This window comes from Tissierella creatinophila DSM 6911, assembly GCF_001940565.1.
GTDB classification, from domain to species: Bacteria; Bacillota; Clostridia; order Tissierellales; family Tissierellaceae; genus Tissierella_A; species Tissierella_A creatinophila.
The window spans coordinates 1-20,972 of the sequence record NZ_LTDM01000025.1 but is presented as its reverse complement, the minus strand read 5'-3'; the positions used below and the strand labels follow the sequence as shown (position 1 = coordinate 20,972).

General features: G+C 31.4%; 23 protein-coding genes. 21 read left to right on the top strand and 2 right to left on the bottom strand.

Annotation, left to right across the window (positions count from 1 at the left end):
- Positions 1 to 158: 158 nt before the first annotated feature.
- Genes TICRE_RS07660 through TICRE_RS07650 form a run of 3 tightly spaced genes read left to right on the top strand, consistent with a single transcriptional unit; the run spans position 159 to position 2,953 of the window.
- Positions 159 to 1,313 (top strand): ABC transporter permease, encoded by a 1,155-nt coding sequence (locus TICRE_RS07660; RefSeq protein WP_075726776.1) that lies wholly within the window; start codon positions 159 to 161, stop codon positions 1,311 to 1,313.
- Entirely contained in the window at positions 1,306 to 1,992 is a 687-nt protein-coding gene (locus TICRE_RS07655) for an ABC transporter ATP-binding protein (protein WP_075726774.1), read from the top strand. The genes TICRE_RS07660 and TICRE_RS07655 overlap by 8 nt, the downstream gene beginning before the upstream one ends.
- 10 nt (positions 1,993 to 2,002) lie before the next feature.
- On the top strand, positions 2,003 to 2,953 hold the full coding sequence (locus TICRE_RS07650) for a YbgA family protein (RefSeq protein WP_075726772.1): 951 nt from the start codon (positions 2,003 to 2,005) through the stop codon (positions 2,951 to 2,953).
- 50 nt (positions 2,954 to 3,003) lie between these two features.
- Here TICRE_RS07650 and TICRE_RS07645 read toward each other — a convergent pair whose 3' ends face one another.
- The gene (locus TICRE_RS07645; RefSeq protein WP_075726769.1) at positions 3,004 to 3,960 is read right to left on the bottom strand and encodes a cation diffusion facilitator family transporter; all 957 of its coding nucleotides are present in this window, start codon (positions 3,958 to 3,960) and stop codon (positions 3,004 to 3,006) included.
- A gap of 221 nt (positions 3,961 to 4,181) precedes the next feature.
- Between TICRE_RS07645 and TICRE_RS07640 the strand changes: the two genes are divergently transcribed.
- The 9 genes from TICRE_RS07640 (at position 4,182) to TICRE_RS07600 (ending at position 10,713) form a co-directional block, all read left to right on the top strand.
- Positions 4,182 to 4,475, top strand: coding sequence for an ArsR/SmtB family transcription factor (locus TICRE_RS07640; RefSeq protein ID WP_075726767.1), 294 nt, complete (start codon positions 4,182 to 4,184; stop codon positions 4,473 to 4,475).
- Between the two features lie 17 nt (positions 4,476 to 4,492).
- The gene (locus tag TICRE_RS07635) at positions 4,493 to 4,729 is read left to right on the top strand and encodes a thioredoxin family protein (RefSeq protein ID WP_075726765.1); all 237 of its coding nucleotides are present in this window, start codon (positions 4,493 to 4,495) and stop codon (positions 4,727 to 4,729) included.
- A 12-nt stretch (positions 4,730 to 4,741) separates the two neighbouring features.
- Positions 4,742 to 5,674: a CobW family GTP-binding protein gene (locus tag TICRE_RS07630; RefSeq protein WP_075726763.1), complete on the top strand. Its 933-nt coding sequence runs from the start codon at positions 4,742 to 4,744 to the stop codon at positions 5,672 to 5,674.
- Positions 5,675 to 5,701: 27 nt separating this feature from the next.
- Complete coding sequence (locus TICRE_RS07625; protein ID WP_075726761.1) at positions 5,702 to 6,706, top strand: permease; 1,005 nt, start codon at positions 5,702 to 5,704, stop codon at positions 6,704 to 6,706.
- A 123-nt stretch (positions 6,707 to 6,829) separates the two neighbouring features.
- Positions 6,830 to 8,281, top strand: coding sequence for an IMP dehydrogenase (gene guaB / locus TICRE_RS07620; RefSeq protein ID WP_075726758.1), 1,452 nt, complete (start codon positions 6,830 to 6,832; stop codon positions 8,279 to 8,281).
- An 11-nt stretch (positions 8,282 to 8,292) separates the two neighbouring features.
- Positions 8,293 to 9,231: a glutamine-hydrolyzing GMP synthase gene (gene guaA, locus TICRE_RS07615; protein WP_075726756.1), complete on the top strand. Its 939-nt coding sequence runs from the start codon at positions 8,293 to 8,295 to the stop codon at positions 9,229 to 9,231.
- 378 nt (positions 9,232 to 9,609) lie between these two features.
- Positions 9,610 to 10,041 carry a hypothetical protein gene (locus tag TICRE_RS07610; RefSeq protein ID WP_143583100.1) on the top strand — a complete coding sequence of 144 codons (432 nt, stop codon included), beginning with the start codon at positions 9,610 to 9,612 and terminating at the stop codon, positions 10,039 to 10,041.
- Between the two features lie 71 nt (positions 10,042 to 10,112).
- Complete coding sequence (locus TICRE_RS07605) at positions 10,113 to 10,412, top strand: hypothetical protein (protein WP_075726752.1); 300 nt, start codon at positions 10,113 to 10,115, stop codon at positions 10,410 to 10,412.
- Between the two features lie 13 nt (positions 10,413 to 10,425).
- The gene (locus tag TICRE_RS07600) at positions 10,426 to 10,713 is read left to right on the top strand and encodes a hypothetical protein (protein ID WP_075726750.1); all 288 of its coding nucleotides are present in this window, start codon (positions 10,426 to 10,428) and stop codon (positions 10,711 to 10,713) included.
- A 290-nt stretch (positions 10,714 to 11,003) separates the two neighbouring features.
- Here the strand turns inward: TICRE_RS07600 and TICRE_RS07595 are convergent, their stop codons facing one another.
- Positions 11,004 to 11,432 (bottom strand): helix-turn-helix domain-containing protein, encoded by a 429-nt coding sequence (locus TICRE_RS07595; RefSeq protein ID WP_075726748.1) that lies wholly within the window; start codon positions 11,430 to 11,432, stop codon positions 11,004 to 11,006.
- 276 nt (positions 11,433 to 11,708) lie between these two features.
- Between TICRE_RS07595 and TICRE_RS07590 the strand changes: the two genes are divergently transcribed.
- The 9 genes from TICRE_RS07590 (at position 11,709) to TICRE_RS07550 (ending at position 20,374) form a co-directional block, all read left to right on the top strand.
- A complete protein-coding gene (locus tag TICRE_RS07590) occupies positions 11,709 to 11,897 on the top strand; it encodes a hypothetical protein (RefSeq protein ID WP_075726746.1) in 189 nt (62 codons plus the stop codon).
- A 2-nt stretch (positions 11,898 to 11,899) separates the two neighbouring features.
- Positions 11,900 to 13,024: a site-specific integrase gene (locus TICRE_RS07585; protein WP_075726743.1), complete on the top strand. Its 1,125-nt coding sequence runs from the start codon at positions 11,900 to 11,902 to the stop codon at positions 13,022 to 13,024.
- Positions 13,008 to 13,334, top strand: a complete 327-nt coding sequence (locus tag TICRE_RS07580; protein ID WP_233120170.1) for a plasmid mobilization protein — start codon at positions 13,008 to 13,010, stop codon at positions 13,332 to 13,334. Before TICRE_RS07585 ends, TICRE_RS07580 begins: the two co-directional genes overlap by 17 nt.
- A gap of 95 nt (positions 13,335 to 13,429) precedes the next feature.
- Positions 13,430 to 14,371: a hypothetical protein gene (locus TICRE_RS07575; RefSeq protein ID WP_075726739.1), complete on the top strand. Its 942-nt coding sequence runs from the start codon at positions 13,430 to 13,432 to the stop codon at positions 14,369 to 14,371.
- Entirely contained in the window at positions 14,358 to 15,812 is a 1,455-nt protein-coding gene (locus tag TICRE_RS07570) for a VapE domain-containing protein (RefSeq protein WP_075726737.1), read from the top strand. The genes TICRE_RS07575 and TICRE_RS07570 overlap by 14 nt, the downstream gene beginning before the upstream one ends.
- A gap of 420 nt (positions 15,813 to 16,232) precedes the next feature.
- The gene (locus TICRE_RS07565) at positions 16,233 to 16,574 is read left to right on the top strand and encodes a plasmid mobilization protein (protein WP_075726735.1); all 342 of its coding nucleotides are present in this window, start codon (positions 16,233 to 16,235) and stop codon (positions 16,572 to 16,574) included.
- Between the two features lie 129 nt (positions 16,575 to 16,703).
- Entirely contained in the window at positions 16,704 to 18,173 is a 1,470-nt protein-coding gene (locus TICRE_RS07560) for a Sau3AI family type II restriction endonuclease (protein WP_075726732.1), read from the top strand.
- Positions 18,174 to 18,231: 58 nt separating this feature from the next.
- Positions 18,232 to 19,500: a DNA (cytosine-5-)-methyltransferase gene (dcm, locus tag TICRE_RS07555; protein ID WP_075726730.1), complete on the top strand. Its 1,269-nt coding sequence runs from the start codon at positions 18,232 to 18,234 to the stop codon at positions 19,498 to 19,500.
- Positions 19,501 to 19,738: 238 nt separating this feature from the next.
- Positions 19,739 to 20,374, top strand: a complete 636-nt coding sequence (locus TICRE_RS07550; protein ID WP_198927528.1) for a hypothetical protein — start codon at positions 19,739 to 19,741, stop codon at positions 20,372 to 20,374.
- Positions 20,375 to 20,972 lie beyond the last annotated feature (598 nt).

Here is a 20,972-nt window from a genome sequence, read left to right as displayed (position 1 = left end):
CAATTTCCGTTTTGAGTTATAAACAACTTGATACTGTATATATACCCAAAATCGGGGGAATCCCAGCCATTTCAATAGATTGAAATGCAGTAAAATAGCTCGCTACAGAGTTCTGCAACGAGCTATATATTTTCATTTAAGGGGGAAGTGTATAAAATATGAGATTGGCATGGAATATAGCTTTAAGATTTTTAAAATCAAGTAAAGGTCAAACCCTTCTTATTGTAATAGGAATAGCCATAGGAGTTTCGGTTCAAATATTTATAGGTTCTTTAATAGATGGACTTCAAAAGAGTTTAATAGATACAACTATAGGAAGTTCTTCCCATATTACAATAGTTCCAAGTGATAAAGAAAACTACTTTAAAGAAGATGAAAACCTTATAACAGACTTAAAGCAAAATAAAGACTTACAAGTAGTATCAAAATCATTAGATTCATCAGCATTTTTGACACTAGATGGTGAAACATATCCTATTTTAGTTAGAGGAATGGAGTTTAAAGATGCAAACAAGATATATAAATTTAAAGAAAAGATAGTAAAAGGTAATTTACCATCAACGGATAGAGAAGTTATGCTTGGAAAAGATTTAGTAAATGACTTAGAACTTAAAGTAGGAGACAAACTAGATATAGTGACTCCAGATGGAGGGCTAGAAGAAGTAAAACTATCTGGAATATATGATTTAAAAGTAAAAGCTATAAATAACTCATGGGCACTTTCGACTATAAAAACTTCCGAAGAGATATTTAGTAAAAAAGGGAGTATATCTTCTATAGAAACTCAAGTTGGTGAAGTATTTGATGCAGATATAATAGCTAAAAATATAGAAAAAGACTTAGATGAAAATCTCACTACAACAAACTGGAAAGGTGAAAATGAAGAACTTCTTTCAGGTCTAGCTGGTCAGTCAGCTTCATCTTATCTTATACAAGTCTTTGTCTTACTAGCAGTACTTCTTGGCATAGCATCAGTTCTTGCAATATCGGTAGTGCAAAAGTCTAGACAAATAGGTATATTAAAAGCTATGGGAATAAAAAACAAAGATGCAAGCCTTATATTCTTATTTCAAGGTCTTATCCTTGGCACAATTGGAAGTGTACTTGGAACAGCTCTTGGTCTTAGCTTGACATATATATTCTCAAACTTTGTAAAAAACGCTGATGGAACACCTTTAGTACCGTTTTTCTTAGACTATACTTTTGTAGCTATATCTGTAGCAGTAGCAATAGTGGCATCAACATTATCAGCCCTTATACCTGCCAGAAAATCATCAAAACTAGACCCAATCGAGGTGATTAAAAATGGATAATGTATTAGAATTAAAAAAGATAAATAAAATATATGGAGAAAAGGTAAAGACACAGGTCTTATTTGATCTAAATTTAAACTTTGAAAAGTCTAGTTTTAACTCTATAATAGGTGCATCAGGTAGTGGTAAATCTACCCTAATGAATATAATGGGAACACTGGATAGACCAACAGATGGAGATGTGCTAGTTAATGGTAAAAACATATCTTCTCTAAATAAAGAAAAGTTAGCGGAACTTAGAAATGAAACTATAGGATTTATATTTCAGTTTCACTATCTATTACCAGAATTTACAGTTCTTGAAAATGTTCTTATGCCTTATAGGATAAAACATGGTCGAGTAAATAAAGAAGCTATGGATAGGGCAAAGTATCTTATAGATATGGTTGGAATAAGTAAAGTTGAAAATAACCTCTCTACAGATATATCAGGAGGTCAACAACAAAGAGCCGCCATTGCAAGGTCTCTTATAAATAATCCTGATATAATCTTAGGAGATGAGCCAACTGGAAATCTAGATTCACAAACTACAGAAACAGTTTATGAGCTACTTAGAAAAATAAATGAAGAATTTAAATCTACATTTATAATAATTACTCACGATAAAAAAATAGCTGAAAAAGGTGACCGAATTATAGAACTAACTGATGGAAAAATAAGTACAGATATAAAGCGATAAGGAGATAATTATGGGAAATAAACCAAAAATAGTTGTAAGTAAATGCCTTGGATTTGCAAATTGTAGATATAATGGTGATGTTATACATGATGACTTTGTAGAAAGTTTGGGCGACTTTGTAGAATATATTACCCTATGCCCTGAAGTAGAAATAGGTCTTGGCACCCCACGAAAACCTATACGACTTATAGAAGAAGATGAAAAACTAGAAGTGTATCAGCCAGAGAGTGAAAAACTATTTACAAAAGAAATGAAAGAGTACAATGATAGAGTACTAGATGGATTAGAAGATATAGATGGATTTATCTTAAAGGGAAGATCTCCTTCTTGTGGGATAAAAGATGTAAAGGTATATAATGGACGCGGTAAAGCTCCAGTCCTTCGAAAAGATGCTGGAGTTTTTGGTGGAGCTGTACTAGAAAAATTCCCCCATCTTCCTATAGAAGAAGAAGGTAGACTTACAAACTTAAAGATCAGAGAACATTTTTTAACAAAGCTATATACTATGAAAAGATTTAAAAAAATAGAAGAAACTGGTACAATGAAAAACTTGGTAAAATTTCATGCAGACAATAAATATTTATTTATGGCGTATGATCAAAACCATAGTAGAGCTTTAGGAAAAATAGTTGCAAATCATGAAAAACTTTCTTTTGAAGAAGTCGCTCAAAAATACAAAGAAGGTTTAAGTTTAGCACTTTTAAATCCTCCAAAATATACAAACTATATAAATAGTCTTATGCATATATTTGGATACTTTTCAAAAGAACTCAATGAAGAAGAAAAAAGGTTTATCTTAGATAGTTTTGAAAAGTATCGAGAAGAAAAAGTTCACTTAAGTGTGCCTGTAAATCTTTTAAAATCATATGTACTTCGTTTTAAAGATAAAAATTTAATAAACCAAACGATATGGGATCCCTTTCCAGATGAACTCTTAAACATATCAGATACTGGGAAATAGGACACGGGTAGGACACGGGGACAGGTCCCTTGTCCTATTTTCCATTTAAGCTAGGATACTTTTTTGGACAGTAAACCTCTCCCCCTGTCCCAATCTATACACATAGTACATTCTTCATTATGATCCTCTTTACTGTGGTAGCAACTACTACAAGGACTTCTCTCTAGTTGAATTGTAGAATGAACTATGTTAAAACTATCTCGAAGTAGATGTTGAAGCTCATGAATTAGATTTTCACGCATAACTGGATCATCTATTGAAGTAGATATAATAGCAGTTAGTGAAATCATCTCTTTAGAAAGACTCCAGACGTGTATGTCTCTTATAGCTATTATATTTTCTACTTTTAGAAGTTCTTCTTCTAAATCTTCTATTATAATCTCTTCTGGAACTGCTTCTAAAAATATCTTTACACACTCAATAAACATTTTAATAGCACTCCTCATTATTATAATAGAAAGTATAGCTGAAAGAAATACATCTATAAACATAATTTTTGTAAAATAAATTATAATAGCTCCTATAAGCACAAATAAATCAGCGAGTCCATCTCCTATAAAATGAAGTAGAGCTGTCTTTACGTTCATATTGTTTGAGTCGCCTCTCAAATTTAAGTAGATAATTATATTTACTATGATTCCTAGTATAGAGAAAATCATCATAGTCTTAGATTCTACAATCACAGGATTAAAATATCTCTTAATGGCTTCATAAAGAATAAACATAGATATACCTATTAAAAACATATTGTTTATAAGAGCCGTAAGTATGCTATGGCGAAAGTGTCCAAATGTATATTTTCTATTTGCAGGCTTTGAACTCATCCTAAGACCAATAAAACTTATTATAAGTGCAAAAAAGTCTGTAACTAAATGGAGTGAATCGCTAAGAAGTGCTAAACTCTTTGAAGAAAGACCTCCCCAAAGTTTAAGACAAAAAAGTAGACTCACAAGAGCTATCGAATGCAATATTTTCTTTTCGCTTTGTTTTAAATTTATATTCTCCATCCAAAACACCTCTATATTTAAAATATATCCTTAAAAATATTAAATATTTAATCATCATTTTATTATATTAGTAAAGCAATGAAGTGTTACAAAAGAATATAATAGGATTAGTTAACTTGAAAAAAGTTATCTGATCCTATTTTTTTTGCTTTACAAAGGAAAACTTTAGATCTATACTATATATAGATACATAGACATATATCTATATCAGGAGTGATTTAGTGAAAGAAAAGGCAGATATATTTAAAGCATTAGGAGATGAAACAAGGCTTACTATAATAGATATGCTATCTTGTGGTGAAATTTGTGCTTGCAAGATTATAGAGGGACTAAATTTATCACAACCTACAATATCCCATCACATGAAGGTTTTGCAACAAGTAGGGCTTGTAAAAGCTAGAAAAGATGGGCGTTGGATGCATTATTCTATAAACAAAGAAAAGGTAGAAGAAATAAAAGAATTTATAACTTATATGGAAAAGTTTGAAGAAAACTTGTATTGTAATATAAAATAAAAAGGAGCGTGAAGTAAATGATAATTAAAATACTTGGAACGGGCTGTGATAAATGTGATACTTTGGAGGAAAATGTAAAGGAAGCCATAAATGAATTAGGGATTGAAGCTAGTGTAGAAAAGATTGAAAATCTTTTAGAAATAGTAAAATATGGAGTTATGACATCTCCAACGCTTGTAATTGATGAAAAAATAGTTTCAACAGGAAAAGTATTGAAAGTTAAAAAAATAAAAGAGTTAATAGAAAAAAATTAGGAGGTAAGATAAATGGAAAATAAAACAAATCTATATTTACTTACAGGATTTTTAGGAGCAGGAAAAACTACTTTTCTTACAAATGTATTAAATGACTTATCTAAAGAAAAGGTATCAGTTATAATGAACGAATTTGGCAAAATTGGAATAGATGGTACTATAATTCAAAGAGAGGGTATGGAACTTGTAGAATTAAATAGGGGATCTATATTTTGCTCATGTATGCAATTATCCTTTGTTTCAGCCCTTATAGAGATGGCAGATAGAGGGATGAAATACGTAATTGTTGAAAGTTCAGGACTTGCAGACCCATCTAATATAGGAGAGTTTTTAGAAGCAGTAAAGATATCTAAAGGGGATGTATACGACTATAAAGGGGCTATCTGCATAATAGACGGAGTAAACTTTTTAGACCAAATAGAAGATATTGAGACAGTTGAAAGACAACTTAAATTTTCCCATCTAGTGGTCATTTCAAAGGTAGATTTAATAGATGAAAATACTCTTCAAAAGATAAAAGAAAAGATAAGAGAGATAAATAAAGCAGCGGATATAGTAGAATCTATAGATGGTAAAATAAACTACAAGTTTTTAGAAAAAGATCTTTTAAAAAGCCAATGGGTAGAGATAGAGAACACTACAAATACACCTGAAAACAAACCAAAGACATTGACACTTAACTTTAAAGAGACTTTAGAAAAGAAAAAACTAACAGAGTTTTTAGATATTATAAAAAAGGATAGCTACAGAATAAAGGGATTCTTTAAACTAGAAGATGGATGGAACCAAGTTGATGTTGTAAATAAAAGAATAGACTATAAACTAACAGATAAAAACTTTGAACAATCAGAATTAGTTATTATATCAAAGATAGGAGCACAAATAATTAGACCTATATTTGATGCTTGGCAAAAGACAGTTGGAAAAGAAATGAAACTTAGATAATCTTTAAATAAAAGAAAGGGGGTTAATATGAAAATATTAAGTTTCTTAAATGCTCAACTTCTAAAAATGCAATGGCTATGGGATATAGTAAAATGGATAGTTGAGAAAGGGTTTAAACTTTCAATAGATACTAGGCTTGGAGCAAGTATCCACTTTTTTATATATGATGTTATAAAGATATTTATACTCCTATCTGTACTTATATTTTCTATATCATATATACAAAGTTTCTTTCCGCCTGAAAGAACTAGAAAAATATTAGGTAGATACAAAGGGATAACTTCAAATATATTAGCAGCTTTACTTGGAACAGTGACACCGTTTTGCTCATGTTCATCCATACCGCTATTTATAGGATTTACATCAGCAGGTCTTCCGATAGGAACGACATTTTCATTTTTAATATCATCACCATTAGTAGATCTGGCCTCTATTATCTTAATTGCAAGCATATTTAATTTTAAAATAGCACTAGCCTATGTAATAGTAGGGGTAGTTTTAGCGATAATAGGTGGAAGTGTCATAAGTAAACTAGGTCTTGAAGAGGATGTAGAAGAATTTGTATATAACAATAAAGTAATAGACATAAGTGAAGAAGACTTAACAACAAGAGATAGAATTGAATTTTCAAAAGATCAAGTCTTAGATATTGTAAAGAAGGTATGGTTATATGTGATTATAGGTGTTGGGATAGGAGCAGCTATTCATAACTATATACCAGAGGAAATAATTACAGCACTACTTGGAAAAGATAAATGGTATTCAGTGCTATTAGCTACTATAGTTGGAATACCTATGTACGCAGATATATTTGGCACACTACCTATAGCAGAAGCTCTAGTAAACAAGGGAGTAGGACTTGGAACTGCACTTTCATTTATGATGGCAGTAACCGCACTTTCTTTTCCTTCTATAGTTATGCTTTCAAAGATAATTAAAAAAAGATTACTATGGATATTTATATCTTTAGTAAGTACTGGAATATTAATTATAGGATATTTTTTCAATACTTTTTCATATATATTTATGTAAATATGACAGATAAGGGAAAAATAATCCTTTATCTGTCATATTTTATACTTTTTTTCCCGAGATTAATGTAAAAATACTCTATTTGTGATATACTATTAAAAAACTATTGAGGAGGAATTTTAAGTGAAATTTGTCGGTGAAGGTTTGACTTTTGATGATGTGCTTTTAGTACCTGGTAAGTCTGAGGTGCTTCCTAGAGAAACCAATATTAATACTAAATTAACTAAAAAAATTAATTTAAATATACCACTTATGACAGCAGGTATGGATACTGTAACGGAAAGCAGAATGGCTATAGCAATAGCAAGAGAAGGTGGAATAGGTGTTATTCATAAAAATATGAGTATACAAACCCAAGCATTAGAAGTAGATAGAGTAAAGAGATCAGAACATGGAATTATAACTGATCCATTTTATTTATCGAAAGACCACGCTGTATCAGATGCACTAGAACTAATGGAAAGATATCGTATATCAGGCGTTCCTATAACAGATAATGAAAATAAATTAGTTGGAATCATAACAAATAGAGATATAAGATTTGAAAAAGAAGTTACAAAAAAGATAGATGAAGTTATGACAAAAACAAATTTAATAACTGCTACAAAAGGAATCGAGATGGATGAGGCATTAGAGATTATGAAAGAATATAAAATAGAAAAACTTCCTCTAGTAGATGAAGACTATAAACTAGTTGGGCTTATAACTATAAAAGATATAGAAAAAACAATAGAATATCCGTGGTCAGCTAGAGATAGCCAAGGAAGACTTCTAGTAGCAGCTGCTGTAGGAGTTACGGGAGACATGATAGAGAGAGTAGCAGCACTTGTCAAATCCCAAGTAGATGTGGTAGTACTAGATACAGCTCACGGTCACTCTAAAGGTGTACTAGAAGCGGTAGCTAAGATTAAAAGAGAGTATCCAGAACTTCAAGTAATAGCTGGAAATGTAGCTACAGCTGAAGCCACAGTAGACCTTATAGAAGCTGGAGCAGATGCAGTAAAGGTAGGTATAGGTCCAGGTTCAATATGTACTACAAGAGTAGTAACAGGCATAGGAGTACCACAAATCACAGCTATAATGAACTGTGCACAAGCTGCAAAAGAATATGATATACCAGTAATAGCAGATGGTGGTATAAAGTACTCTGGAGATATAACAAAAGCAATAGCAGCAGGTGCAAATGTAATAATGGCAGGTTCACTTTTCGCAGGAACTGAGGAAAGCCCTGGAGAAGAAGTTCTTTATGAAGGAAGAAGATATAAAGAATATAGAGGTATGGGTTCACTTGGAGCAATGGATGCGGGAAGTAAGGATAGATATTTCCAAGAAAATGCTAAAAAATATGTGCCTGAGGGAGTAGAAGGTAGAATTCACTTTAGAGGGCCTCTAGGAGATGTAATATATCAACTAATAGGTGGACTTAAGTCTGGTATGGGGTATGTAGGAGCAAAAGATATAGTATCTCTTCAAGAAAATTCTCAGTTTATTAAAATAACATCAGCCTCTTTAGTAGAAAACCATCCTCACGATATTCAAATTACAAATGAAGCTCCAAACTATAGTAGACAATAGGAGGAAATTAAGTGGAAGATTTTATAAAAAAAAGTATAGAAGAAATAAAAGAAACCATTGGGACACGAAAAGCTATCTGCGCTCTATCAGGTGGAGTGGATTCTTCCGTTGCAGCAGTGCTTGTTCATCGGGCAATAGGAGATAATCTAATCTGCATCTTTGTAGATCATGGGCTACTTAGAAAAAATGAAAGAGAACAAGTAGAAGAAGTATTTAAAAAAGAATATCATATGAATCTAATAACAGTAGATGCAGAAGCTAGATTTTTAGATAAACTTAAAGGTGTAACAGACCCTGAACAAAAGAGAAAAATAATAGGTGAAGAGTTTATAAGAGTATTTGAAGAAGAAAAAGAAAAGTTAACAGATATAGACTTTTTAGTGCAAGGAACAATTTACCCCGATATAGTTGAAAGTATAAATGAAGATGGAGGAGTAGCAGTAAAGAGCCATCATAATGTAGGAGGACTGCCAGAAAAATTTGGATTTACTCTTGTAGAGCCATTAAAAACGCTTTACAAAGAAGGAGTAAGAGAAGTGGGAAGAGCTTTAGGAATCTCAGCACATATAGTAGATAGACAGCCATTTCCAGGACCTGGTCTTGGAGTAAGATGTCTTGGGGAACTTACAAAAGAAAAACTAGACATTCTAAGAGATGCAGACTTTATATATAGAGATGAAATAGAAAAAGCAGGGCTAAATATTTGGCAATACTTTGCAGTTCTACCTAATCTTCAATCTGTAGGAGTAGTAGATGGACAAAGAACTTACTGCCACACTATAGCTCTAAGAGCAGTAAATTCTAAAGATGGTATGACAGCTGATTGGGTAGAAATTCCAATGAGCTTGCTTGGAAAGATATCAAAACGAATAACAGATGAAATAAAAGAAGTAAATAGAGTAGTATATGATATAACAAACAAACCACCTGCTACTATTGAGTGGGAGTAGTAAGAAATAAAGATAAAAGCTTATAAAACCAATGCTTACAGAGATTAAAAATCATCAACTGGAACAAAATTGGGTAAAAAAGTTTTTTAGAATAATTTAATAAATAGTTCCGACTGGCTTACAAATAGAAACACCATAGAAATCTGGATAGGATTCTATGGTGTTTTTGTGTGTATATTTATTGTTTTCTGTTTTACAGCAAGTAATTATTAGATAATGCAAAGAAATACAATACAAGAAAGATTGAGGTATAGCTCATTAAGTATCATAGAAATATAAAGGTTAAACCATTATGAAAATCATTTAATGAAAGAAACAATGGTTGACAGAAACTTATATCTTTGCTATCATGGATAATATCAAGGAATGAAAAATGCAATGGACTTTGATTTGAAAGGAGATAAAAACATGAAAACAATTTTAAGTGAATTAAAAGAGATTGAGGCAAAGGTATCAGCGCTCATTAATCGGCTAGAATCTGAAAATACAAGTATTACCACAACTGTAGGTGAAGTAAGAAAAATTGCCATACTTGAAGAAATTTATAGAAAAGGAGGGACTGTTACACCAAAGGAAATATCCAATTTTGCAAGAAAATACGGGAAAAGTCCTAGTTCGACAGCAGGCTATTATTCGGGAAATAAGCCATCATTGGCAGTTTCGTCAGAACGACAAGCAAGAGTATTGACAGAGTCAGGAAAACTTGCTGTTGAGGAAACACGAGATAAATGGGGAGCAGATTGGCTAGATCGTATTCCTCTCGATATTGTAGGAAATGAATATACTCCCGAAGCAAAATTATCTTTTTAGAGTATAATCATTTACTGTTAGTGATTGGAATATATGAAAGGGTAAAATAAAAAAATAAGGAGGTTTAGAAGATGAAACAAAGAGATGTAAACTTATATGTTGCTGAAGTTATGAATAATCACTTAGGAAGACTCAATGCAATCAAGTTCCAAGATATTGAAGCAATTATAGTACCAATGGGAGCTACAAAAAAGCAGATACGGGAGGCTATTCGTATTTTAAGAAGTCATAGGAAAGCAATTAGTTCAAGACCAAACGTTGGTTATTATTTGGATAAGACAGATATGGTAGGCTGTAAAACGTGGCTAGAGAATTTAAGAATTGCAAAAGGCATTTTACCAATAACGCCAAAATCTTTAAGTTGGGTATAGGAGGTGAAATATTATGACTAAAGAAGAGGAACTAATGAGATTTTTACATGAGAGGATATTTGATCCTATTTTATCATCAGAAACGGTACCAGCTAATATTAAGAGTGGAGTAAATTTAACTATTGGGAGAATGAGTCGTCTTACTGCAGAGAAAATGGTACAGTATTTTTGGTCCGCACTGGCACAAGACAATTCAATAGCTTTCTCAAGAAAATTGGAAGTAGAAGGGCTAACACGATTTGAAGATGTAATGGAAGAATTCCGAGATATTTTTAACGATGAGTGGATACGCTCTATTTGAGTCAATAGGGGAATTTATAATAATTGAAACATTATGAATATTTCCTTAGAAGACTTTAATAATTTAATAATATCGACAGGCTTAGTTCCAGGGAACTGTACACAGAGACACCATAGAAATCTTAACAAGAATCTATGGTGTTTTTTGTGTGTTATAAGTGGTCGAAATCGACCAGTTTAAAATTAAATCATATTTAACCGTGTCGAATCTAACACGGTTTATTTATATAAATATTAACCTATCGAAATCCATAGGGTTAATATTCAAGCCATATTTTTATAATACAAAAATTATTTTCTTAATCTAGACTTCTTAGGATATGAGAGCTTCCAATCCTCAAATTCTTCATCTGTAATTTCGCCGTTATAGTGTTTTTTTCTCATTTCATCCCATTCCACTAGAAAATCATTTAAGTTCATATCGTGGGAAAGTAGCCCTATTGTAGAATCTTCTATTAGGGGTCTGATTTTTAAATCTTCTTCATAATCAAAAAGTATTTGCATAAATTCAAAATTAGAAATAGGAGTATGGTCAATTAAGGCAGATACATCACAGTCTAAAACTTGGGCTATTTTTATTAATTGATCCTTATTAGGCGAACGATAACCCAATTCATAATTCCTTATAGCAGAATCTGTAAGTCCTGATTTTATTGCTAATTCCTTCTGTGTCAATTCTCTAAGTAATCTTAACTTTTTTAGCTTTTCACCTGAAATCATTTTAAACTCCTCTTGGTAGTATTTTAATTTATTTTATCACAAGATATCATTTATAGCAACAGAAGTGAACGATTATAAATTCAATGAAATCTCTTGTTATAGGAAAGATAAATAGAAATAATTTAAAATTAGTCTTGACAACACGAAACTGTGCTGATATTATATAATCAAATAGCACGAAATTGTGCTATTTGATTATAAGGAAACCAAATTGATGCTCGTCATTTATTCATTGATGAGAAGCTTATAAATAAAAACATAAGGGGGAAGAAAAAAATGAATAAGATTTTTATGAATGCAAAGGAAGTACAGGATTTTTTAGAAGTTAGCAGAACTACGGCCTATCAAATAATAAATGAAATGAATGGAGAACTAGTTGAATTAGGCTATAGGGTTCAAAGAGGCAAAATTAATAGACAATATTTCTTAGACAAGTATTGCTATCAAGAAAGAAAGGAGGCCTAGTAGTGGGAGCTTATAGGGATGAAAGTGGAAATGGCACCTGGTTTACCAAATTCACCTACACCAATTGGAGAGGTGAAAAAATTAATAGGAAGAAGAGAGGATTCAAAACAAAAAAAGAAGCCTTAAAGTGGGAAGAAAACTTTTTAAGAGAACAATCTGGAAATCTTGATATGACATTTAAGGATTTTTTTGAAGTATATGAAAAAGATATGAGGCCTAGATTAAGAGAAAATACTTGGAAAACTAAAGAACAAATAATAAGCACAAAGATTATTCCCTATATAGGAGATCTTAAAGTCAATGAAATCTCTAAAGCAACAATAGTAAAATGGCAGAATGAACTAATAAAAGAAGAAAACAGTAATGGAGAAAAATATTCTCAGACTTATTTAAGAACCATACATGCACAATTAAGTAGTATCCTAAATCATGCTTGTAAATATTATAATCTAAAATCTAATGTAGCAAGGGATGTTGGATCTATTGGAGAAAAGGAAGCTTCTGAGATGAAGTTCTGGACTGAAAGTGAGTATGATAAATTTATAGAAGAAGTTAAGGATAAGCCATTATCATTTCATGCTTTTGAAATCTTATATTGGTGTGGATTAAGAACAGGAGAATTACTGGCTTTAACAAAGGAAAAATTTGATTTTACTAATAATACTATTAGAGTAAATCAATCTCTACAAAGAATAGGTGGAGAAAATATTATTACAGAGCCTAAGACTAAGAAAAGTATCAGAACAGTTGTTATGCCAGACTTTTTAGCAGAAGAAATGGAAAAATATATGGCTGGAATATACAAGCTAAAGGCGGATCAATTATTATTTCCAATTACCAAGTCTTATCTACATCATGAAATGACTAGAGGAAGCAAAAAATCTGGAGTTAAGAGAATTAGAGTCCATGACCTAAGACATTCCCATGTATCTCTCTTAATTGAATTAGGTTATTCAGCAATAGCCATAGCAGATAGATTAGGCCATGAATCTATTGATATAACCTATAGATATGCCCACTTATTCCCAAGCAAGCAAAATGATATGGCCATTTCCTTATCTAATATAAGAAAAGAAAGTCTAGAGGATGAATGGGAGAAATTGCTGGGTGATGAAGATGAGTCATGAAAATAAGAAATCATGTAAAAGAAAAAGAAACAAAATAATCTCTTTTAGAGCAACAGAGGAAGAAGCTGAATTGTTGGATAGAAAAGTAGAAATAAGTGGACTTACCAAGCAAGACTATATTATCAGTTCATTAACTTCTCCCCCTGTGTCAATTAAAGCTGATTATAGACTTGAAGATAAATTTGCTCTAGAAATATTTAGACTAGCAAAAGTTGTAAAGAAATATGGAAGATTAGAAGAGGAAGACCAAGAGATTTTAAGATTCTTAATAGAAATTTACTATGAAATCAAAAAAGAAAAAAGCCTTTAGCACAAAGGCCAAAGGCACACCCCATATGGAATGTTTCTACCAAATTCATTTTACTATATGGGGTCTGTTTTGAACAGCATAGGGAGGTAAAAAGAATGGAAAAATATAAATATATACCAGAAGAAATGAAAAAATTAAGAAGGTTTGTAGGTTGGAGAAAGGAAGAATTAAATGGTAAAGTAGCCAAGCTTCCTTTTTCCTTAATTGATGGAAAAGCTAATGATTGGAATCATCCAGAGCGATGGATAGATTTCAATGAAGCTAAGACTAAGAATAGACCTCTAGGCTTTGTTTTAGTGGAGGAAGATAGGATTATCTGTATAGACCTAGACCATGCAATTCAAGGTGGCAAGCTAACTCCTATGGCAAAAGAAATTATAGAGAGTTTTACAGGAACATATATGGAGTTATCCCAATCAGGCAAGGGAATCCATATTTTTGTCCAAGGGACTATTCCAGATAATCTTAACTTATCAAGTAGAGGAATTGAGATATACAAGAAAAATAGATATATAGCTCTTACAGGAAATATAGGGGATGGATCTTTCTTTCCTAGAAGTAATAAGCTCTTAAAAAAAGATGGTGAACTAAAAAGACTTTATAAGAAATGGACACAGGAGAAATCATCTACCCTAAAACAAATTAGAGAATATAAATATGAGCCCTTAAACAAGTCATCTAGACTTGATGACCTAAGCCTAGATGAAATACTAACCACCATGGAAAGAACCAATAGAAAGGCAAGCATGCTTATCTCAGGAGCTAGTCTAACAGGTGACCATAGCAGGGATGACTTTACCTTTCTAGTACTTGCTAGAAACTATACAGATGGAAATCCTAACTTAATGAAAGAACTCTTTTTAATGACTCCTTTAAATCGCCTAGCCACCAATGAGAAAAGAAGGGATGATAGAAAGTATCTTGACTATGTAGAAAAGACCATAGAGAAAGTCTTAGGCCTTGGAAATTTTGTGGCCTTTGACTGGAGCAGACATTTTCAATACAAGAAAAGGACCAGGGCCTATGAAAGAGTTTAAACTAGTTTTTCCTGAAATAGACCAGTCCTATTCTTTAATCGATTTACAGAAAACAGTAAAAGGTAACGTAAAGCAGATTACAGGAAATATTGTAACAGTACTCCTTAACCCAAAATATTGTAAGGCTAAGAAAATATACGAAGGACAAATCTTCTATGATAAATTTACCAATGAGATTAAATTTCAAGGTAAAATTATAGGGGAAAAAGGCATAAAGCCAAATCAAATTAGGCTATGGGATGACTCACTAAACAATAGGATAGGACTTGAAATAGAAAAGCATTTTGGACTTAATTACAATGCCAATAAAATGTGGGATGCAGTTCGCTTTGTTGCTAATCAATATGAAATAAGTCCACCAGAACAGTATCTCAAAAGTTTAACTTGGAAGGGAGATAGAAATGCAATAGCTAAACTTCTACCCACTTATCTAGGAGCTGATGATACAGAATTAAATACCTGGATCATGGAGCATATGATTTTAGGTTTAGTAAAAAGAGTCTTTGAACCAGGATCTAAGTTTGATGAGATGATGGTCTTAGTAGGTGGTCAAGGAATAGGAAAATCCACCTTTGCTAGATACATGGCTATCAAAGATGATTGGTTTTGCACTATAGAAAATATTCAAGGTAAAGATGCTGTTATGAATCTAATGGGGAAGACAGTAGTAGAAATTGAAGAGTTTGTGGCTTTAAGAAATGCAAAGTCTGCTAATGAAGCAAAATCATTTTTATCTAAATTAAGTGATAGAATAAGAATCCCTTATGAGAAATTTTCTACCGATGTTCCTAGGACTTGTATTTTAATTGGAACATTAAATGAAAGAACTTTTTTAAATGACCATACTGGAGAAAGAAGATATTTACCTGTAGAATGTCATAAGGAAAATAGAAAAAAGGCCATTTATATAGACAAGGATCTTCAAGGTGAACAATCAGAAAAAGAATATCTAGATTCAATTCGAGATGATTTTAACCAGGCCCTTGCCTATGGTTATAAGCTCTATAAAGAGAAGAAACACTCCTGGACCATACCAAAAGAGTTACTTGAAGATCTTTACCAGGAACAAGAAAAGTTTAAGTATCTTAATCCAGATGTAGAAGATATTCGATACTTTTTAGAAGAATACAAAGTAAAAACGCAAGAACCAAATATAACTTGTTTTAAGGAATTATCCATGCAAGGCTATCAGATTAAATCAAAATCTTTTTCTGAAATCATGGATAATTATTTTCCAGAATGGAAGCCAGTTCGCTCATCAAAGACTAAAAGAATTTCTCCTAGTGGAATATCTATACCAGTAAAACTTTATTATGAGAAGGGAGAAAAGAAAGAAAATGATTTTATAGAAGTTGATAATGATGATTTACCAAAAGAATGGCAAGAGTCGGAGCAGATAGAAATGGACACAGGAGAGAAAGAAAAATGTAACTTTGTTTAAGATCTAACTTAGCGAATGAAATGAGGTTTAGTAGGTCTAATACAACCTGTTTCCCAAGAACGATAGTGATTGGCTAGAAACAGTCTGTAACTTGTAACTTGTAACCAAGTTTTTAAAACCCTTAGAATTAGGCTGGTAGAAATGGAAGTCTAGAAATATCAAGGCTTGTAGGGATGAGGATAAGAATCAATGCCTTATTTGAGGACTTTTGAAATAGTAGGTTACAGTTACAAATCGCTTGTGTCTATTAAAACTTTAGTAGCAAGCACAGTAGCTGTACGGACAGCTACGAGAAAATTGTAAAAGTAAGTCCTGTTGGGTTTACTTCTACATATAAAATTTTCTACTTGTTCCTATCAGAATGATTTAGGGGTTCCCCCTAAGACCCTAGTTAAAAATATTATAGAAAGGAGGAATACTATGGCTAATAGATACAGAAATGAAAGGATAGAAATTAAATTAACCAAGGAAGAAAAGAAACTTTTTAAGAAAAAGTTAGAACTTTCTAAGTCAAAATCAATGGGACATTTTATAAGAAAATGTGTCTTGGAAGCTCCTATATTTGTAATAGATATGAATGAGTTTAGGAAGATGCAGACTCTTATTGGTAGGAATGCAAACAATCTTAATCAGATAGCTAAAAGAGTAAATACTACAGGAATTATCTATAGGGAGGATATTGAGGATTTTAAAAAAGAGAATGATAATATATCGAAAGAGATAATGAAGATACAAAATATTCTGGTAAGAAAGTATATTTGAAATTTATACACTTCTTCTATTTGTTTATGTTTATACTTTACTCTATAATATAGATAAGGGCTTATATCACAATAAATCTGACTCAAAAGTAATTAAGCAGATAAGTAATCAAAAGAAGGGGTTATATAAATGTATAAGAGATATAATTCGAAGGATAAGGAATCTATTTATAAATATGCACAGGAATTGAAAGGTAAGACATTTAAAGATATTTGTGATGCAGATAAATATTTTTTGACAGAGGTAGTAAAGGAAGTTACAGAGGAAGAGTATAGGATATCTTATGAAAACAAAAATCGCAAAGGTGGATTAGGTGAAATTGTAGAAGAAAGATACTTTCACTACAAAGCAGATAACATATCTGAGGCTGATTTTTCAGATGCTCAGGTGGAATTAAAAGTCACACCATATAAAATAAATAAAAATGGTACTATATCTGCTAAGGAAAGATTAATAATATCTATGATAAATTATATGAAAATTATAAATATGGATTTCTACAACAGCAATGCTTGGGAAAAATTAAAAAATATATTGCTGGTGTATTATTTATGGGAACCAAATATAGAAGATAGACTTGATTATATGATTAATTATATATATATGCTCAGCCCAGAAGGAGAAGATTTAAGAATTATAGAAAGTGATTTTTATAAAATTAGACAAAAGGTTATAGATGGAAAAGCTCATGAGTTGTCAGAAGGAGATACCTTATATTTAGGAGCAGCTACAAAATCTTCTAATTCTAAAAATAGAACTCCTCAACCTAATTCTAAAATATTAGCAAAACCTAGAGCGTTTTCTTTAAAAACTTCCTATATGACATACGTGTTGAGAAATTACATAACTGGAGGTAGTGAAAGAGAAGATAAAATCTTAAAAGATGATACAGTATTAGGGTTTGAAGAATATGTTTTAAATAAAATCAATCAATATAAAAATATCAAAGATACAGATTTATTTAAAGAATTCTTCGATGATGAAAATATAAAGAGTAAGAATAGATACAGTCGTTTAGCATTGGAGATACTAGGAGTAAAGACAAAGAATGCTGAAGAATTTGAGAAAGCCAACATAGAAGTTAAGGCAGTGCGTATAGAGTCTGATAAGAAGTTAAGGGAGTCGATGTCATTTCCGGCTTTTAAGACCATGGAACTAATAAAGCAAAATTGGGAAGAATCAGATATTAATAATTACTTTACCGAAACAAAATTTTTATTTGTAATTTACAAGAAGAAACAAAATAATTATTATTTAAAAGGTGCAAAGTTTTGGAATATGCCTGTAGATGATATTGAAGGAAGTTTGCGTGAAGAGTGGCAGAGGGCAGTAAATATATTTAGAGAAGGTGTTAAATTTACAATAAAAAGGCCAGATTATCCAATAAGAAATAATTTGCCTAAGAAATCCAATACGAAAATATTACATGTTAGACCCCATGCACGGAAGGGAGCTCATGTAATTAATGGTATAAAATATGGAAATGGTGAGATAGAAAGAGATACAGATTTATTGCCAGATGGAAATAGAATGACAAAACAGTGCTTTTGGTTAAATAATGATTATATATTGAAACAAATTAAAGATAAACTAAAATAAGGTTTGATCTTTTATAAGAAATAAGGTAAAATAGAAGTATCAAACGGAGGGATATCATATGGACTTAAAGGTTGTTGAATTATTTGCAGGTGTAGGTGGATTTAGGGTTGGTTTAAATCATATAAAAAGATTTGATGAAAAAACAGGTCTAGCAATTGAAAATGGTGATTGGGATTTTGTATGGGCAAACCAATGGGAGCCATCTACTAAAACACAACCTGCTTTTGAATGTTATATAAAAAGATTTGGTCATAAGAATCATAGTAATATAGATATAAATAAAGTGGATAAAAAAGAAATACCAAATCATACACTATTAGTTGGGGGATTCCCTTGTCAAGACTATTCTGTTGCAAGAAGTTTGTCAAATGAGATGGGTATTAAAGGTAAGAAGGGCGTCTTATGGTGGGATATAGTCGATGTATTATATGAGAAGAGACCACCATTTATACTTCTTGAAAATGTAGATAGATTATTGAAGTCACCTGCGAATCAAAGGGGTAGGGACTTTGCAGTTATGTTAAAAACCTTAGAAGATTTAGGATATATAGTTCAATGGAGAATGATAAATGCTGGTGAATATGGAATGCCTCAAAGGAGAAGGAGGGTTTTCATATTTGCATCATTAAAAGAGACAAAGTATTCACAAGGGATTATAAAGATAGAAGATAAAGAAAAATACCTAAAAGAAGATGGCTTCTTCAATGATATATTTCCAGTTGAAACAGAAAATGTGGAAATAGAAGAAAAATCTATAGAAGAATTTAAAGATGCAGTAGATATATCAGATAATTATAATAGTGAAAAATTCTTAACCACAGGATTATTTGTAAATAATAAAATTATAAATTTTGATGTAATAGAAAAATCACAAGAAGAACTTTATACGTTAGGAGAGGTAATAAAAAAGGCTGAAAAATACCAAGGGACAAGCCTTGAAGAGTATGCAATAGAAGGTAAAGAATTAGAAAAATGGGAGTATTTAAAAGGATCAAAAAGGATAGAGAGAACTAGTAAATCAGGTCATAAGTATATATTTTCTGAAGGAAATATGTCATTTCCAGATTCATTAGACTTACCAAGTAGGACTATGTTGACAAGTGAGAGTTCAGTAAATAGATCAACTCATATAGTATATGATAAACATTTAAATAAAAACCGTAAGATAACAGAAGTTGAGGCAGAATTACTACAAATGTTTCCACCTAATTGGACCAATACAGGTATGACTAGAAGGCAAAGATATTTTATGATGGGTAACGCATTGGTTACTGGGGTTATTACTAAGTTAGAGGACAAACTGAAGAATATCATAAGAGCAGATTAGCATATGAATGGATGGTAGAAAAAACACTGATTTCTAATGATTGTAAACTTGATTATAGCTTAGTGAATAATCGTGTAATGAGACAAATTTAAATTGAGAGGTGATTAATATTTTTGGAAATGTTATTTATTATGATGAGAAAAAAATAATGGAATATAGTTCTGTAATTACAAGACAACTTACTTGACAAACACCGACAATTAAAGAGTATGAGATTTCAGATGATAAATCTGCTCACATGAATTTAAAAGTTTTTGGAGGAGATTTGAAAGGTTCAAAAAAATATAAAGCAGAGGTTAAAGAAAGCCTTCTGTATAATTGTGTTGCATTTGAAAAATTACTTAATGGAAGGGAAGATTTTGCAGATTTTATAGAATCATCAAAGTGGGACATTAATACAATAGCTAGGGGATTTATAATAAAGTTTAATGGTTATATGAATGTTCCAGAGGAATTTGATATTACACAAACAATCCAAAGATTCAAGCCAATGTTAATGGATTCAATTGTAAATGATGGTATGGGTGAAACTGAAAAAGAGGCATTTAAAATCTTCTTTGAAGTATCAGATGTTAAGATACCAGTTTTAATTGATATTGAAGATTCATTAATATGTTCTAAACTAGTAGGTAATAATATGTTAGTAGAATACGAGGATTTAGAGGAATATGAAGATTTAGAAGTTACCATTATTGCAAGGGTTACTTCTAACAATTTAATAAATATGAAAAAGCCTTTCTATGATCCATTAAAAGATTTTATGAAATTAAATCGAACATTAAGAAGAAACATGAGTGAAAGAGCTGAGGGATTGTATGAAATATATCCAGACCAGAATTATAAAACGGTGGAAATTTTAGCTATATATCAATAACTGAGTTCTAATACCATAAAACATATAACTATAAATGGAAAACATTGATGTTAGCACATATATATATATAGATATTAGATATAAGGTTTAATATTTGCGCAAAATATATATTTTAGAAATTTAAAATGGTTTGTAAACTATGAATTTAATTTGTTTTAACCGGAACTGGGACTGGAACGGGTAAAATAAGTTAAAAATCTACCTAAATCATATGCACAGAACAGAAATGAGCTGCTGAATAATATCTAAATTAAAGCATTTTGCACTCAAAGGACATTAATAAATGAAGAGTGGGAGTAACTCCCAAATTTCATCAAGCCGCCTTTGGCGTAGATGAAATTGATGGAGTTACCCCCGTCAGGGTTGGCGAGGCTTGTAGCGACTGTTAAGGAGCTAGAAGTCCGCAACCTACGACTTGGAGTGAGATAAAGAAGTCTTGAAACCTTTGAAAACAGAGGGTTCAAGACTTTTTTATTTTGGGAAAGTACTATTTTAGTACTATTTAAAATATATATCTTAAAATATGATGATATAATCAACAAAATATAAATACTAGTTTGCTTATAAAATACTAAACTTACTAGTAAAATAAGAAATC

Bases quoted from the DNA above. Each gene is read 5' to 3' on its own strand.
- TICRE_RS07580 (WP_233120170.1), top strand. From the start codon at position 13,008: ATGAAGATGAGTCATGAAAATAAGAAATCATGTAAAAGAAAAAGAAAC.
- TICRE_RS07655 (WP_075726774.1), top strand. From the start codon at position 1,306: ATGGATAATGTATTAGAATTAAAAAAGATAAATAAAATATATGGAGAA.
- TICRE_RS07605 (WP_075726752.1), top strand. From the start codon at position 10,113: ATGAAACAAAGAGATGTAAACTTATATGTTGCTGAAGTTATGAATAAT.
- TICRE_RS07610 (WP_143583100.1), top strand. From the start codon at position 9,610: ATGGACTTTGATTTGAAAGGAGATAAAAACATGAAAACAATTTTAAGT.
- dcm (WP_075726730.1), top strand. From the start codon at position 18,232: ATGGACTTAAAGGTTGTTGAATTATTTGCAGGTGTAGGTGGATTTAGG.
- TICRE_RS07595 (WP_075726748.1), bottom strand. From the start codon at position 11,432: ATGATTTCAGGTGAAAAGCTAAAAAAGTTAAGATTACTTAGAGAATTG.
- TICRE_RS07570 (WP_075726737.1), top strand. From the start codon at position 14,358: ATGAAAGAGTTTAAACTAGTTTTTCCTGAAATAGACCAGTCCTATTCT.
- TICRE_RS07630 (WP_075726763.1), top strand. From the start codon at position 4,742: ATGGAAAATAAAACAAATCTATATTTACTTACAGGATTTTTAGGAGCA.
- TICRE_RS07650 (WP_075726772.1), top strand. From the start codon at position 2,003: ATGGGAAATAAACCAAAAATAGTTGTAAGTAAATGCCTTGGATTTGCA.
- TICRE_RS07550 (WP_198927528.1), top strand. From the start codon at position 19,739: ATGAATTTAAAAGTTTTTGGAGGAGATTTGAAAGGTTCAAAAAAATAT.
- TICRE_RS07625 (WP_075726761.1), top strand. From the start codon at position 5,702: ATGAAAATATTAAGTTTCTTAAATGCTCAACTTCTAAAAATGCAATGG.
- TICRE_RS07565 (WP_075726735.1), top strand. From the start codon at position 16,233: ATGGCTAATAGATACAGAAATGAAAGGATAGAAATTAAATTAACCAAG.
- TICRE_RS07590 (WP_075726746.1), top strand. From the start codon at position 11,709: ATGAATAAGATTTTTATGAATGCAAAGGAAGTACAGGATTTTTTAGAA.
- TICRE_RS07660 (WP_075726776.1), top strand. From the start codon at position 159: ATGAGATTGGCATGGAATATAGCTTTAAGATTTTTAAAATCAAGTAAA.
- TICRE_RS07645 (WP_075726769.1), bottom strand. From the start codon at position 3,960: ATGGAGAATATAAATTTAAAACAAAGCGAAAAGAAAATATTGCATTCG.
- TICRE_RS07575 (WP_075726739.1), top strand. From the start codon at position 13,430: ATGGAAAAATATAAATATATACCAGAAGAAATGAAAAAATTAAGAAGG.
- TICRE_RS07600 (WP_075726750.1), top strand. From the start codon at position 10,426: ATGACTAAAGAAGAGGAACTAATGAGATTTTTACATGAGAGGATATTT.
- TICRE_RS07635 (WP_075726765.1), top strand. From the start codon at position 4,493: ATGATAATTAAAATACTTGGAACGGGCTGTGATAAATGTGATACTTTG.
- TICRE_RS07560 (WP_075726732.1), top strand. From the start codon at position 16,704: ATGTATAAGAGATATAATTCGAAGGATAAGGAATCTATTTATAAATAT.